At 71.9% G+C, this 14,714-nt stretch carries 14 protein-coding genes and 1 other RNA gene; 2 read left to right on the forward strand and 13 right to left on the reverse strand.

Features of this window, described 5'->3' with window-relative positions:
* Positions 1-74: 74 nt before the first annotated feature.
* From E1O70_RS08605 to E1O70_RS08630, 6 genes are all read right to left on the reverse strand, one after another.
* The gene (locus E1O70_RS08605; RefSeq protein ID WP_240696649.1) at positions 75-1,103 is read right to left on the reverse strand and encodes an ROK family protein; all 1,029 of its coding nucleotides are present in this window, start codon (positions 1,101-1,103) and stop codon (positions 75-77) included.
* A gap of 1 nt (position 1,104) precedes the next feature.
* A complete protein-coding gene (locus E1O70_RS08610) occupies positions 1,105-1,965 on the reverse strand; it encodes a carbohydrate ABC transporter permease (protein WP_061267707.1) in 861 nt (286 codons plus the stop codon).
* 68 nt (positions 1,966-2,033) lie between these two features.
* Positions 2,034-2,990, reverse strand: coding sequence for a carbohydrate ABC transporter permease (locus E1O70_RS08615; RefSeq protein WP_061267685.1), 957 nt, complete (start codon positions 2,988-2,990; stop codon positions 2,034-2,036).
* A 156-nt stretch (positions 2,991-3,146) separates the two neighbouring features.
* Complete coding sequence (locus E1O70_RS08620; protein WP_076405296.1) at positions 3,147-4,457, reverse strand: extracellular solute-binding protein; 1,311 nt, start codon at positions 4,455-4,457, stop codon at positions 3,147-3,149.
* A 210-nt stretch (positions 4,458-4,667) separates the two neighbouring features.
* Entirely contained in the window at positions 4,668-5,828 is a 1,161-nt protein-coding gene (locus E1O70_RS08625) for an ROK family transcriptional regulator (RefSeq protein WP_051027709.1), read from the reverse strand.
* 112 nt (positions 5,829-5,940) lie between these two features.
* A complete protein-coding gene (locus E1O70_RS08630) occupies positions 5,941-6,831 on the reverse strand; it encodes a PfkB family carbohydrate kinase (protein WP_061267684.1) in 891 nt (296 codons plus the stop codon).
* A gap of 133 nt (positions 6,832-6,964) precedes the next feature.
* Between E1O70_RS08630 and E1O70_RS08635 the strand changes: the two genes are divergently transcribed.
* Together E1O70_RS08635 and E1O70_RS08640 are read left to right on the forward strand one after the other, a co-directional pair.
* On the forward strand, positions 6,965-7,942 hold the full coding sequence (locus E1O70_RS08635; RefSeq protein ID WP_061267683.1) for a DUF4349 domain-containing protein: 978 nt from the start codon (positions 6,965-6,967) through the stop codon (positions 7,940-7,942).
* A complete protein-coding gene (locus E1O70_RS08640; RefSeq protein ID WP_061267682.1) occupies positions 7,935-8,279 on the forward strand; it encodes a hypothetical protein in 345 nt (114 codons plus the stop codon). The genes E1O70_RS08635 and E1O70_RS08640 overlap by 8 nt, the downstream gene beginning before the upstream one ends.
* A 63-nt stretch (positions 8,280-8,342) precedes the next feature.
* On the opposite strand, the gene ssrA is transcribed toward E1O70_RS08640, so the two are convergent.
* The 7 genes from ssrA to prfB form a co-directional block, all read right to left on the reverse strand.
* Positions 8,343-8,709: a transfer-messenger RNA gene (gene ssrA, locus E1O70_RS08645) on the reverse strand.
* 148 nt (positions 8,710-8,857) lie between these two features.
* Entirely contained in the window at positions 8,858-9,271 is a 414-nt protein-coding gene (locus E1O70_RS08650; RefSeq protein WP_061267681.1) for a hypothetical protein, read from the reverse strand.
* 120 nt (positions 9,272-9,391) lie between these two features.
* Positions 9,392-9,862, reverse strand: a complete 471-nt coding sequence (gene smpB / locus E1O70_RS08655; protein WP_021482407.1) for an SsrA-binding protein SmpB — start codon at positions 9,860-9,862, stop codon at positions 9,392-9,394.
* Positions 9,863-10,063: 201 nt separating this feature from the next.
* Positions 10,064-11,464, reverse strand: a complete 1,401-nt coding sequence (locus E1O70_RS08660) for a M23 family metallopeptidase (RefSeq protein ID WP_061267680.1) — start codon at positions 11,462-11,464, stop codon at positions 10,064-10,066.
* Between the two features lies 1 nt (position 11,465).
* Positions 11,466-12,377 (reverse strand): permease-like cell division protein FtsX, encoded by a 912-nt coding sequence (ftsX, locus tag E1O70_RS08665; RefSeq protein WP_061267705.1) that lies wholly within the window; start codon positions 12,375-12,377, stop codon positions 11,466-11,468.
* 5 nt (positions 12,378-12,382) lie between these two features.
* Positions 12,383-13,312 (reverse strand): cell division ATP-binding protein FtsE, encoded by a 930-nt coding sequence (gene ftsE / locus E1O70_RS08670; RefSeq protein WP_082774435.1) that lies wholly within the window; start codon positions 13,310-13,312, stop codon positions 12,383-12,385.
* A 162-nt stretch (positions 13,313-13,474) separates the two neighbouring features.
* Positions 13,475-14,587 (reverse strand): peptide chain release factor 2, encoded by a 1,113-nt coding sequence (prfB, locus tag E1O70_RS08675; protein ID WP_061267704.1) that lies wholly within the window; start codon positions 14,585-14,587, stop codon positions 13,475-13,477.
* Positions 14,588-14,714 lie beyond the last annotated feature (127 nt).

Below are 14,714 nucleotides of genomic sequence, written 5' to 3' on the forward strand. Positions count from 1 at the left end.
CGACCGCACCACCGCCTCCACGGCATCCGCAGCCAGCACCGCCAACCGCTCCGCCGGAGCGATCACGACCTCCATCACAACACCTTTCGACGGCCGACGAGAGCAGCGCCCACGGCGGCGACCGGGACGTCCGACGGAGCGAGGGAGACCCGCTCCGACAGACGCAACGAAGACAGGAAGGGGGACGTGCTCGACTGCGCGTCGAGCGCGTCGCGGACCGCGTCCAGCAGCGGCTGGCCCAGCGCGGACACGCCGCCGCCGAGCACCACGTGGCGCACGTCCACCGTCAGCTCGAGGATCCGCACGGCGGAGGCGACGGCGGACGCGAACTCGTCCTTGATCCGGATCGCTTCCGGGTCGCCCGCGGCCGCGGCCTCGAAGAGCTCGGCAGGGGCCGGACGGCCGTGGCGCGACGGCCAGCGCGCCGACACGGCGGAGCCCGACGCGTAGACCTCCACGCACCCGCGCTGCCCGCACGCGCACTCGGGCCCGCGCGGGTCGATCGGGATGTGCCCGATCTCCCCCGCCGCGCCGCTCACGCCACGGCGGAGCTCGCCGCCGAGCACGATGCCGGCCGCGAGCCCGGTGCCGAGAGCGAGGAACGCGAGGTCCTCCCCCTCCGCGCCGCGCAGGTGCGAGGCACCGAGGGCGGCCACGTTGAGGTCGTTGTCGACCTGGACCGGGACGCCGCCGAGCTCCGCGGACAGCGCCTCGGCGAGGGCGAAGCGTCCGCCCTCGATGCCGAGGTTCACCGCGTGCACGACGGAGCCGTCGGCGGGGTCCACCAGCCCGGGGACCCCGACACCGACGCCGTCGACGTCCGCGAGGTCACCGCAGGCGCGCCGGACCACCTCGCGGACCGCGCGCGCCGCGCTGGACACGACGCCCTCCGGTCCGCGCACCGTCGGCAGCCGCAGCGTCTCGCGCGCGACCCCGTCGGGGCCGAGGAAGGCCGCGAGCACCTTGGTGCCGCCGATGTCGAGGCCCACCGCGCTGCCCGGTCCCGCGGGGCCGCGCCGTGACGCGGTCCCGGGACCGGGGCGTCCGGCCAGGGCTGCGGCCGCCTCGCCGTCGAGCGAGGCAGCCGTGCTCAGGTCGCTCACGTCAGCCCTTCACCGCACCCGAGACGAGGCCACCGGTCATCCGACCCTGGACGATGAGGAAGAAGACCACCGCCGGGATGGCGATGAGCACCGAGCCGGCCATGAGCGCGCCCCAGTTGGTCGCCTGGGTCGCCTGCTGGAAGGTGCGCAGCCAGACCGGCAAGGTCATGGACTCCGGGCGCTGCATGATGATCAGGGCCATGACGAACTCGTTCCACGCCTGGATGAACGCGAAGACACCCGTCGCGACCAGCCCGGGGGCCAGGAGCGGGAAGGTGATCTTCCAGAACGCCTTGCCTCGCGAGCACCCGTCGATCATGGCGGCCTCCTCGAGGTCCGCGGGAACGCCGTTGACGAACCCGCGCAGCGTCCAGATCGTGAACGGCAGCACGCCGGACACGTAGACGATCCCCAGGCCGACGATGGTGTTGAGCATCTGCCAGTTGTCGATGATCCGGAAGATCGAGATCATCATCGCCTCGCCCGGGATCATCTGGACCACGAGGATCGCGAGGATGAACGTGCGGCGGCCCTTGAACCGGAACCGCGTCACCGCGAGCGACGCGAGGAACCCGAGGACCATGGCGATGACGAGCGTGAAGAACGTCACCGTGAGCGAGTTCCCCATCGCCGGGATGAACGGAGCGCGGGTCTCGTCGGTGATCGCCGTCACGTAGTTGTTCAGCGTGAAGACGTCGGGCGTCGGGAAGAACTTGAGCTCCGTCCCGCGCACGAGGCTCGACGGCAGGAAGGACGTGTTGATCATCCAGTAGACGGGGAAGACCGACGAGACGAAGACGATGATCGCCAGGATCGCGTAGCCGACGTTCGCCAACTTCTTGCGCTGCTTCTCACGGCTCACGCGAGGGGCAGGGCCCGTTGCGGCAGACGCGTGCCGGACCGCGGCGCGGGGGGTGGTCTGGACGGTGCTCACAGTTCTTCCTCCCGGACCGTCTGGCGCACGTAGTAGAACGAGATGCCGAGCATGATGAACACGAAGATCACCGAGATGGCGCCCGCGAGCCCGTAGTGCCCCTGGGCCATGCCCATCTGGTAGATGTACACGCCGATCGTGTTCGTCTTGTCGCGGTCACCACCCACGCCCTGAAGGGCGTAGATCTGCGTGAAGACGCGCAGGTCCCAGATGATCGACAGCACGATGAGCACCGTGATGATGCTCCGGACGTACGGGACCATGATGAGCCGGAACCGCTGAACCGGGCGGGCGCCGTCGAGCTGGGCGGCCTCGAGGACCTCGCCGGGGATCTGCGTCAGTCCCGCGTACATCGTGAAGGCGACGAACGGCACGGCGCCCCACACGATGACGATCGTCGCGATGAGGAAGAACTGGAGCGGGTTGAGCAGCCACGAGTGGCCCATCCAGTTGTCGCCCGTGATCGTGGTCAGCAGGTTGTTGATGACGCCGTACTGGGTGTCGAAGATCCAGCCCCAGACGATGGTCGCGGCGAGCGCCGGCATGGCCCACGCCAGCAGCAGCCCGACCGAGACCAGCAGGCGGAAGCCCTTGCCGAGACGCATCATGAGCAGCGCGATGAGCGTGCCGAGCACCATGGTCAGGACGACGCACGCGACCATGAACACGAAGCTGCGCAGGAGCACGGTCCAGAAGCCGTCGACGTCGGTGAGGACCTGGACGTAGTTGTCGAAGCCGACCCACTCGGCGGGCTGGCCCATGAGCTGGGCCCGCTCGTACTCCTGGAACGACATGATGACGAGCCGCACGAGCGGGTATCCGACGAGGATGCCGAGCACGACGAGGCTGGGGACGAGGAGCGTCCACGGCAGGATCGGTGGACGCCGCTTCTTGGGTGGCCGCACGGGCGCGCCGGAGCGCTCGGTGCGGGGTTCGAGGGTGGTTGAGCTCATTTCCTCACTCCGTCAGGGGTTGCGCGGTGGTGCGCAGGCGACGTGCCTCCGGGGCTCGTCATGGGAAGGGGTGGGGGCTCCGGCGAAGGAGTCCCCACCCCTGACGGCTCGAGCCTCCGACGGTGCCCGGCGGTCACCGGGCACCGTCGGACCGGCTCAGCTGTTGAGGATCGACTCGATCTTCGCGTCGAGCTCCTCGGCGACCGTCTGCACGTCGTCGCCGTTGGCGATCTTCGTGAAGGCGCTCTGGAGCACGTTCTGCGCCTCGACGTCGGCCCACTTCGGGGACGCCGGGGTGAGGCGAGCGTTCTGCGCCGCCTCGACGCCCGCCTGGGCGATCGGGTTGTCCTGCGGCACCTGGTTCGCGAGCGACTTCTTCGCCGGGATCATGTTCGCCTGGGCGAGGATGGTCTGGTACTCGTCGCTCATCATGATCTCGAACGCCTTGTACGCGAGGTCCGGGTTGTTGGACTTCGCCGCGACGGCGATGTTCGAGCCACCGGCGAACACGGCCGCCGGCTCGCCCGCGGTCTTGCCGGGCAGCGGGAACGCCGCGAGGTCGGAGCCGTAGGTCTCGAGGCACCCGGGGGTGGTCTTGGGGTCCTCGGGCGTGGCCGAGGTCTTGATGGTGCCGGCGATCCACGTCGGGGCCGACACGAACGCCACCTTGCCCTCGCAGAACGGCACCTGGAGATCGGTCTCCTGGCCGTCCTTCGGCGCGAGCGACGCGTTCGTCATGAGGTCCTGGACCTGCGCGAGGCCGGCGAGGCCGCCCTCCGAGGAGAACCCGGCCTCCCACTCGCCGTCGTCGTTCTGCTCGGCGATGAAGCCGCCGTTCTCCCAGACGAAGGGCAGGGCGTTGTACCAGTCCTGACCGGGCCAGTAGACGCCGGAGACCGTGTCCGTCTTGAGCGACTTCGCCGTCGCGACGTACTCGTCGAGCGTCGTCGGGACCGGCGTGGAGCCGGTGACCTGCGGGGTGTAGAACACGGCGCGCGAGCCGGCGTAGTACGGGAGGGCGTAGTGCTTGCCCTCCCAGTCGCCGGCCTCGACGAAGCCACCGAGCAGGTCGTCGCCGCCCAGGGACTGGAACTCGTCCTCCGTGATCTCGCGGAAGTAGCCGGCCGACGTGAACGCCGGGGACTGCGTGTTGCCGACCTCGACGATGTCCGGGCTGTCGGAGCCGGAGAGCGACGTGGTGAGCTTGTCGACGAGGCCGGTCCAGGACTGCTCCTCGATGGTGAGGGTGCTGCCCGGGTTCTCCTCCTCGAACGTGGTCTTGAGGTAGTCGCGCGCGGCGTCGGGCGTGTCCGACCCGTTGAGCCAGACGCGGATGTCGCCGGAGGCGGACTCGCCGTCGCCGGAGCCGTTGTCGTCGCTCCCGCCGCCGGTGCTGCAGGCGGTCAGCGCGAGCGCCAGGGTGATCGTCGACGCCACGGAGGCGGCGACGAGACGGTTCCTCTTCACTGGGTGCTTCCTCTCGGTGATTCTTGGTGGTGGCGGCGATGCCCCCACCGGAGGTGTGGCAGGAGTCCTGCGTAATCGAGCGTGTGCAGGGGTGCTGCTGTGTTACTGCGTTCCCGGGGGTGCTGCACTGGGGGTCCCAGGAGGTCGTGAGGGGCGGGTCGTGGCCCGCGCCCAGGTCGGGCAGGGTGGGTCAGGCGGAGCGTCGTCGGCTCACGAGACCCCCAGCTGTCCGGAGAGGACGAGGACGGCGGCCCCAGCGAGGACGACGTCTTCGTCGAGCGTGGCCATCCGCACCTGCAGCCCGCTGCCGATGACCGGCATGGTGCGGGAACGGATGGTCTCGAACGCCGACTCGCGCAGGGGGCCGTCGAGCAGGTCCGCAGGACCGCTCACGAGCACCTCCGCGAGGTTGAGCGCACTGACGACAGGGGCCAGGGCGATGCCCAGCGTCCTGCCCACCGACGCCAGCACGGCGTCGGAAGCCTCGGTGTCGAGCCCGTCCACCGCGCGGCGCAGCGCCGGCACGGACAGGACGGTCTCCAGGCAGCCGCGGCGCCCGCAGGCGCACGGCTCGCCGTCCTCGACCACGGTCACGTGGCCGAGCTCGCCGGCGGCGTCGGCGTGCCCGTGCACGCGTGCGCCGTCGACCATGATGCCGGCGCCCACGCCCTCGCCCACCGTGAGGACGAGCAGGCCGTCCCCGGCCGCTCCCCCGAACGTGAACTCGCCGAGCGCGGCGATGTTGGCGTCGTTGGCGACGTGGACCGCGAGCCCGAGCCGCTCCGTGAGCTGGGCCGCGAGGGGGACGTCGTACCAGCGGCGGTTCGGCGCCTCGATGACGCGGCCCTCGGCGTCGACGACGCCGGGCGACCCGATCCCCACGCCGATGACCGGCTGGGTCGCGGACGCGATGAGGCCGCGGCAGAAGCGCATGAGGAGGTCGACGAGCTCGGTGCCGGTGCGGCCGTCCACCGCGAGGCTCTGCCGGACGACGAAGTCGCCCGTGAGCGTGACGACGGCGCCGCGCAGGACCTCGTCGTCGGTGAGGTCGACGGAGACGATCTGGTACGCGCTCGTGCGCATGCCGACGAGGATCGCGGGCTTGCCCACGCGCTGCCCCGGGCGGACGCCGAGCTCCTCGACCAGGCCCTCGGCGATGAGCACGGAGACGAGGTCGGAGATGGTCACGCGAGTGAGCGAGGTGGCGCGCGCGAGGTCGGCGCGCGACGTGGGCCCCTCGTGGAACAGGTGCTGCAGCACGAGCGACCGGTTGTGGGCCCGAGCGTGCTCGGGGAGCACCTTGGAGGTCGGCCTGAGCCCTGTGCTCAGTCGCCTCCTCGGTGCGCCGGTGCCGGTGACTGCCGTTGTCATGTTTGTTAGTAGACTGCCTTTACTAAGTGGCTGTCAACTCCCTCCCGGCTTCGTGACCGAAATGTAGCCGAGGAGGCCACGACCCGGGACCTTGGTCCCACGGCCCCGCACGTCACGACGTCGCGGTGATCCAGCCCCGCGCACCGGCGTGCTCGACCGAGCGGGACGCGACCAGCACGGCGTTCTCCAGCGCCGCGCGCCACGACGACCCGTGCGCCGCCGCCGCGGCGAACGCGCCGTGGACCACGTCGCCCGCACCCAGGGTGTCGACCACGCGGCGCGGCCGCGGGACCGCGACCTCGTACCTCTCCCCCGCGTCGAGCACCTCGACGGACCGCGGACCGCGGGTCCGCGCGACGAACCGAGGGCCCAGCGCGGCGACGGCGTCGAGCACGTCGTCCGTCGCGACGCCGGGCGGCCGGAAGTCCGCCGACACGACCACGGCGTCGCACAGCCCGATCATCGCGGGCGCGTCGGGCTTCCAGGAGCCCCCGTCCAGCACGACGGCGCACCCGCGCTCCCGCGCGCGGCGCGCGACCCGGAGCGCGAGCCCCGGGTGGTGGCCGTCGAGGAGCAGCACGTCCCCGGGGCCGAGCTCGTCCAGCGGGTCCGTCGTGCGACCCGGCGCGACGAGCCGCGCATCGGTGAGGTCGCCGAAGCCGGAGGCGTTGGTGCTCACGACCGCGCGCTCGCCGGTCGCACGCGTGACCAGCACCGTCGAGACCGCGGGCTGCACCGCCCCGGCGACGCCGTCCGCCGCGTCGACGAGCGTGACGCCGGAGGACTCGAGCTCGGCCCGCACGACCGCGGCGAGGGGCCCGTGGCCCACGGCGGTCACGAGGGCCGTCGGGACGCCGAGCGCGACGGCGGTGGCCGCGGCGTTCGCGGCCGGGCCGCCGAAGGTCGCGGCGAGGGACCGCGCGACGACCTTCTCGTCGGGTCCGGGCAGGGCGTCGACGACCTGGACGACGTCGAGGGTCACGAGTCCGCAGCACACGAGCACGCGCCCATCCTCGCGCGCTGACCGGCGTGTCCGCACGGCGCCGGGCGACGGTCGGATCACGGACAGTTCACAAGACGGTCACGATGTGGGTGCGGCTGTCCGGTTCGCGCGGTTGGCCCCCTACCCTCGCAGCATGCGGACCACTCGCCCTCTCGCCGTCGTCGCCGCCCTGGTGCTCGGCGGCGCGCTCCTGGCCGGCTGCTCCGCGACGCCGGGTGTCGGCGACGCCGCCCTCGACTCCGGCGCGCGGTCCGAGGCGGCGGTGGTCGACGGCACCGACGCCTCGTCCGGCGCCCCGGCCGGGATCACGACCGGCGACGAGGACGCCGTGGTCGAGGCGGACCGGGAGATCGTCACGACCGGCTCGGTGACCGTCGTCGCGAAGGACCCGTCGGCGGCCGCCGAGCAGGTCGCCGAGCTCGCGGAGAGCGCGGGCGGGCGGGTCGAGAGCCGTCGGCAGTCCGAGCCCGAGGGCGACGCGCGGCCTACGGCCGAGCTGACCGTGCGCGTGCCGGCGGCCCAGACGACCGCGACCGTGGACGCGCTCGGTCAGGTCGGCGAAGTACGCGACCTCGCGATCGAGGCGGTCGACGTGACCGGCACCGCGCGCGACCTCGACGCCCGCGTCGCGGCGCTCACCACGTCGGTCGAGCGTCTGCGGACGCTCATGGGCGACGCCGCGACGACCGCGGACCTGCTCGCCGCCGAGCAGGAGCTCACGACGCGCCAGGCAGAGCTCGAGTCGCTCCAGTCGCAGCGCGCCGCGCTCACGGACCAGGTCTCGATGTCGACGCTGCACGTCACGGTCGTGCAGGTGGTGCCGGCCGAGCGGCTCGCTCCCGGCGGCTTCCTCGGCGGTCTGCAGAACGGCTGGAACGCTCTGCTGAGCACGCTCAACGGCCTGGTCGTCGTCCTCGGCGCGCTGCTCCCGTGGCTCGTCGTCGCCGGTCTCGTGCTGCTCGTCGTGCGCTGGGTGCTGCGCCGGGTGCGCCGTCGTGCGCAGGACGGCGGCGCTCCCCCGGCCGACGACGGCGGCACGGGGCCGGACGACGACCCGCAGGCGCCGTCGTCGGGACGGGCTCCGCTCGTCGGGGCGTCCGCCCGTGACTGAGCCCGTCACCCCCGAGGGCACCGGTCGCGTCGCGCGCCTGTGGGCCGACGACGAGGGGACGGCCCGGCTCGCCGGCCACCTCGTGACGCGCGTGTGCACGCACTGGGACACGGTCGGGCCGCAGACGTTCCCCCGGCACGTCAACCCGGAGCCGCGCGTGCAGTGGCGGGTCCACCTCGACGGCGCGGACGGCGACGAGGACCTGTACAGCGACGACCCCGGCGCGCCCCCGCTCCCCCGGGACGACGACCGGCTCGAGGTGCGGGGGCGGCGGCTGCGCCTCGAGTGGCTCGACGGCGACGAGGCGGCGGCAGCCTGGGAGCGCCACGGCTGGTGACCGCACAGAGCGCCGGTACGACGACGGCCCGCACCCCGAGAGGGGTGCGGGCCGTCGCCGCAGGGGTGGAGGTGCGGGGAATCGAACCCCGGTCCGGTGACGCCGATCGAGGACTTCTCCGGGCGCAGTCTGCTGTCGTTTTTCTCGGCCCCCGCACTCACGCAGACAAGATGCGGACGGGCTCAGTCACCTGAAAGTCCCCGCAGCCCCGGTGACGAGGACTGCGAGCAGTGGCTCTCTAGATGACGCCAGGATCCGAGTCGAGAGCTAGCTCGGGCTGACGGACTTCGGGGCTCGCTCAGGCGGCGAGGGCGAAGTCGGTGCGCTTGTTATCGGCACCTGTGTTTTGCAGACATCGTTTACGAGATAAGCCTGCATCCTCGGCCCGCTTCTCCTCGAAGCACGACCACCGTCGAAACCGATCACCCCCTGTGCAGTTGTCAAGCACTGCGCGGCGCCCGGGCGGACCCGGACCTCGTGCAGCAGGTCCAGCCTACGCGATCAACGCCGTGCCCCGCACGGATATTTCCGCGCGGCCGGGTACCGGCGGTCGCGCACCGCCGGTACCCGCGTCGTGGCTACTTCTTCCGGCTCAGCGAGTCGACGAGCAGCCCGCCGGCGATCCCGAGGAGGAACACGTCCTTCGCGAGCCCGGTCCCCTGCTCGGTAGGTCGCACCCCGTCCTCGCGCGTCATGCCCGGCGTCTTGAGGTACATGCCGACGAGGCCGGCCGAGAAGACGCCGAGCCCGACGGCGACGAGACCGGTCGGGACGAAGGGCGCCACGAGGGCCGCGCCGAGCGCGATCTCGGCGGTCGACAGGGTCTTGGTGAACTGCTTCGGCTCGACCTCCCCGAGGAACGAGTACGTGCCGGCGGCCATCCCGTGCAGTCCCTGCGCGGTCTCCTCGTCGGCACCGCGCTTGGTCAGGCCGGAGTTGAGGATGTACGCCCCCGCCGCGAGGCGCGGGATGTACTGGCGGAGCTTGACCATGGGGCCTCCTGGTTCGCGGTCGTCGTCTCGCCCTCGACCGTACGTCGAGGGCGACGGCGTCACCAGCGGGTGGGGCCGGCGTCGGGCACAGGAACGGCGTGCGGGACGCCCCGCGCGGCGTCAGCGCAGCTCGCGCTGCCGCATGGCGCGCTGCGCCTCGCGGTTGTCCTGCTTCTCGCGGAGCGCCTGGCGCTTGTCGTACTCCTTCTTGCCGCGCGCGAGCGCGATCTCGACCTTGGCGCGGCCGTCGAGGAAGTACAGCGCGAGGGGCACGATCGTGTGCCCCTTCTCGCGCGTCTTGGACTCCAGGCGCAGGATCTCCTCCTTGTGCAGGAGCAGCTTGCGCTTGCGGCGCGGGGCGTGGTTGTTCCACGTGCCCTCGGTGTACTCGGGGATGTGGACGTTCTCGAGCCAGGCCTCGCCGCGGTCGACCGCGACGTAGCCGTCGACGAGCGACGCCCTGCCCATCCGCAGCGCCTTGACCTCGGTCCCGGACAGGACGATCCCCGCCTCGTACACGTCCTCGATCACGTAGTCGTGGCGTGCCTTGCGGTTGCTGGCGACGACCTTGCGGCCGCTGTCCTTCGCCATCCGTGTCCTACCGTCCTTCTCTGCTGTCGGTGCTGTCGCCCGGGTGCTCGTCCGGGGCACCGTCCGTGCGCCGGCCCCGAGCCGTGCGGGCGCCCGAGCGTACGGGTGCCCGACGGCGCCCGGTACCGATTATCCCCCGGGTGCGGTCGCGCGGGGGCCGGGACGGGTCGGGCGCGACGCCCGGAGCGCGACCCGGCCCGGTCAGCGCAGCACGGACATCGGGTCGATCGTCGACCCGTTGACGTACACCTCGAAGTGCAGGTGGCACGCCCCCGAGAGGCCGGTGTTGCCCGAGTAGCCGATGACGTCACCCTTGTTGACGGTCCGGCCGGACGACACCGCGAAGCGCGTGAGGTGGTTGTAGCTCGTCATGAGGTTCTTGCCGCCCACCGTGCCGTGGTTGACGAGCACCTGGTTGCCGAAACCGTTGCGCCACTGGGCGTGGACGACCGTCCCGGGCCCGGCCGCCATGATCGGCGTGCCGCAGTAGGCGCGCAGGTCCGTCCCCGCGTGCAGGCGGTAGTAGCCGAGGATGGGGTGCAGGCGCATCCCGTAGCTCGAGGTCACGTAGGGCACCGCCGTCGGGTACGACAGGAAGCTCGAGATGCTGCCGCGGTCGCCGCCGGAGGACGAGCCGCCACCTCCGCCACCGCCACCGCCACCGCCGGAGGACGAGCCGCCGCCGTCACCGCCACCGCCGCCGCCGGACTGCTGGCTCTGCTGCTGGCGGCGCGCCTCCTCCTCGGCGGCCTTGCGGTCACGTTCGGCCTGCTCCGCGATGATGCCCTTGATCTCGCTCTGCAGGGACTGCTGCGCGGCCTCGTTCTCGGCGACCTTGGCCTCGGCCGCGGACTTGCGCTCCTCGATCGTCGCCTTCTTGGCCTGCTGGTCGACGATCAGCTGCTCGACCTCGGCCTTGCGGTCGGCCGCGGCCGTGCGCGCCGCCTCGGCGGCGACGAGGTTCTCGTCCGCCTGCTGCTTGAGGTCGGTGACCGTCTCGCGCACCGCCTGGAGGCGCGCCTCGCGGTTGCGCGACACCGACTCGGCCTCGAGCAGCTCCTGGAGCGAGCGGGACTGGCTGCGCGCCGCCGTCGAGGAGACGGCGTACTCCGCGATGAACTCCTCGGTGCTCTGCGCACCCGTGACGATGCCGAGGCTCGAGACGTCGCCCTGGCCGCGGTACGCCTGGCGCGCCATCTCGGCGATGCTCGACTTGGCGTCGGCCACCTCGGTCGCGCCGCGCTCGATCTCGGCGCTGATCGCGGCCTCCTGGCCCAGCGCGTCCTCGAGCCGCTGCGCGAGCAGCTCCGCCTCGCGCTGCGTCCGCTCGACCTCGGCCTGGGCCGCGTCGAGCTCGGCCTGCGCGACGGGCAGCCGCGCCTCGATGGCCTGGAGGTCGACGACGGCCTGCGCGAGCGCCGCGTCCGTGTCCTCGAGCTCGGACTGCAGCTGCTCGCGGTTGCCGAGGATCTCGGACTGGCGACGCTCCGCCGCCGCCCGGCGGTCGTCGATGTCGTCGGCGGACGCCGAGGCGACACCGCCCACGAGGAGCAGGGTCGTCGCGATCAGAGCCGCTGTCGCGCGGCGGAGGTCCCGGGTCATCTCACACCCTCGTGTGGCGGTTGAGCGTGACGACCGAGGACACGGCCGCCAGCAGGAAAGCGATCCCGACGAGGACGGGTGCGATGCGCAGCACGTCCGCCTCGTCGACGTAGGCCACCCACGTCACGGACTGGGACAGCCAGTCGGTGACGAGGTACTTCACGCCGACCCAGAGCCCGCCGACCGCCAGGACCGCGCCGAGCACGGCGGCGATCGCGCCCTCGAGGAGGAACGGGAGCTGGATGAACAGGTTCGACGCCCCGACGAGCCGCATGATGCCCGTCTCGCGCCGTCGGCTCAGCGCGGAGAGGCGGATCGTCGTCGTGATGAGCAGCACGGCCGCGAGCAGCATGACCGCCGCGAGACCGGCCGCGAGCAGGGACGCGCGGTTGAGCGCGAGGAACAGCGAGTCGAAGATGCGGCGCTGGTCCTCGACCACCTCGACGCCCGGCCGCCCCGTCACGACGTCGTTGACCACCTCGTAGTTCTCCGGGTTGGTGAGCTTGAGGCGGAAGGACGCCTGCATGTCGTCGACCGTGAGCTGCGTGCCCAGGTACCCGTCGGGGTAGCGCTCGGTGAACGCCGCGAACGCGTCGTCCTTGGACTCGAAGTAGACCGTCTGGATCTCGTCGCCGAGCTCGGTGTCGAACAGGTCCTCGATCGCCGCGATCTGCTCGGGCGTGGCCTCGCCGGCCGCGCACGTGGGCGACGGCGACCCGGCCGGGCAGAGGAAGACGGACACCTCGACCTTGTCGTACCAGTCGTCCTTGAGCTTGCCGATCTGCGCCTGGAGCAGCAGCGACGACCCCACGAACGTGAGCGAGACGAAGGTGACGAGCACGACGGAGACGGCCATGGAGACATTGCGCCGCAGGCCCTGACCGAGCTCCGCGAGGATGAACTGGAGTCGCACGCCGCTCACTCCCCCGCCGTCGCGTCGACGTGACGACGCGCCGAGCGTCGCCGGGGCAGCGGCGGCCGGCCCGGTGCGTCGGCCGCGGGCGTCGCGCCGGTCGCCGTCGTCCGGACCGGCGCCTCGGCCGGGTCCTGCGCCGAGGACGACGCCGGGTCGGGCGCCGCGGACGGGCGTGCGGTCCGGCGCACGACGGCGGTCGGCGCCGACTCGGGCGCCGGGCCGGACGTCGGGTCGGGGATGACCTGGCCGCGGGCGCCGTACGAACCGTGCGCCTGGTCGCGCACGAGCGTGCCGGTGTCGAGCTCGACGACGCGGCGGCGCATCTGGTTGACGATCTCCTCGTCGTGCGTCGCCATGACGACGGTCGTGCCGGTGCGGTTGATGCGGTCGAGCAGGCGCATGATCCCGAGGGACGTCGTGGGGTCGAGGTTCCCGGTCGGCTCGTCGGCGAGCAGGATCGGCGGGCGGTTGACCATGGCGCGCGCGATGGCGACGCGCTGCTGCTCACCGCCGGAGAGCTCGTGCGGGCGACGCTTCTCCTTGCCCGCGAGGCCCACCATCTCGAGCGTCTCGGGCACCGTGATGGCGATGGTGTGACGCGGCTTGCCGATCACCTGGAGCGCGAACGCGACGTTCTCGAACACGGTCTTGTTGGGCAGCAGGCGGAAGTCCTGGAAGACCACCCCGATCTGGCGGCGGAGCTTCGGGACGTTCCAGCTCGACATCGACCCGAGGTCGCGGCCCGCGACGAAGACCTTGCCCTTCGTCGGGCGCTCCTCGCGCAGGACGAGGTGCAGGCACGTCGACTTGCCGGAGCCGGACGCGCCGACGAGGAAGACGAACTCGCCGCGCCGGACCTCCAACGACACGTCGTCGACGGCCGGCCTCGCGCCGCGCGCGTAGACCTTGGTGACGTTCTCGAAGCGGATCACAGCGGCACGTTCCTCGGGTCGGGGGTCGATCCGTGGACGAACGGGGTTCGTCGCACGATCCCGAGGGTAGGCATGTGTCTCCGGCCCGGCGGGGCGGACACGCCGCGCCCGGGTGCATCGATCCGTTGCTCGGATCAATCGGCCCGGGGCGGCCGCAGAAGGTCAGACCTCCTTCTGCACCCCGCGGCGCCAGCGGATCCCGGCCTCGATGAAGTCGTCGATGTCGCCGTCGAACACCGCCGAGGGGTTGCCCACCTCGTGCTCGGTGCGCAGGTCCTTGACCATCTGGTACGGCTGCAGCACGTAGGAGCGCATCTGGTCGCCCCAGCTCGCCTTGATGTCGCCCGCGAGCTCCTTCTTCTTCGCGTTCTCCTCCTCCTGGCGCACGAGCAGCAGGCGGGACTGGAGCACGCGGAGAGCCGCGGCGCGGTTCTGGATCTGCGACTTCTCGTTCTGCATCGAGACGACGATGCCCGTCGGGATGTGTGTCATGCGCACCGCGGAGTCGGTGGTGTTGACCGACTGCCCGCCCGGGCCCGAGGACCGGAACACGTCGACCTTGATCTCCGACTCCGGGATCTCGATCGAGTCCGTCTGCTCGATGAGCGGGATCACCTCGACCGCCGCGAACGACGTCTGGCGACGGCCCTGGTTGTCGAACGGCGAGATGCGCACGAGGCGGTGGGTGCCCGCCTCGACGGAGAGGTGGCCGAACGCGTACGGCGCCTTCACCTCGAACGTCGCGGACTTGAGCCCCGCCTCCTCGGCGTACGACGTGTCGAGGACCGTGGTCGGGTAGCCGTGGCGCTCCGCCCAGCGCAGGTACATGCGCAGCAGCATCTCGGCGAAGTCGGCCGCGTCCACGCCACCGGCTCCCGCACGGATCGTCACGACGGCCTCGCGCGCGTCGTACTCGCCGGCGAGCAGGGTGCGGACCTCGAGCTGGTCGAGGTCCTTGCGGATGGCGGCGACCTCGTTCTCGGCCTCGACGAGGGTGTCCTCGTCCTCCATCTCCTGGCCCATCTCGACCAGGGTCTCGACGTCGGCGATGCGCTGCCCGAGCTTCTTCACCCGGTCCAGCTCCGACTGCGCGGCGGAGAGCGCCGACGTCACCTTCTGCGCCGCGTCGGGGTCGTCCCACAGGTCGGGCGCCGACGCCTTCTCCGAGAGGTTCGCGATCGTCGCGCGCAGCTCCTCCGGGTCGCTCACGCTCTCGATGGACTCGAGCGTGCTCCGCAGCGCCTTGATCTCGGACGGGAAGTCGATGGTGGCCACGAGGTTCAAGGTTACGCGACCCCGCGCGCGGTCGGCGCCGTCGCGCGAGGCGACGGCGACGGGACCGCGCGGGGGCTCCGCGCGGGGTCCGCGCGCGGGGCCGCCGCGGGGGTTCGGCGTCCCCGGG

Origin of the sequence: Cellulosimicrobium funkei (genome assembly GCF_004519295.1) — a bacterium.
Classification (GTDB): domain Bacteria; phylum Actinomycetota; class Actinomycetes; order Actinomycetales; family Cellulomonadaceae; genus Cellulosimicrobium; species Cellulosimicrobium funkei.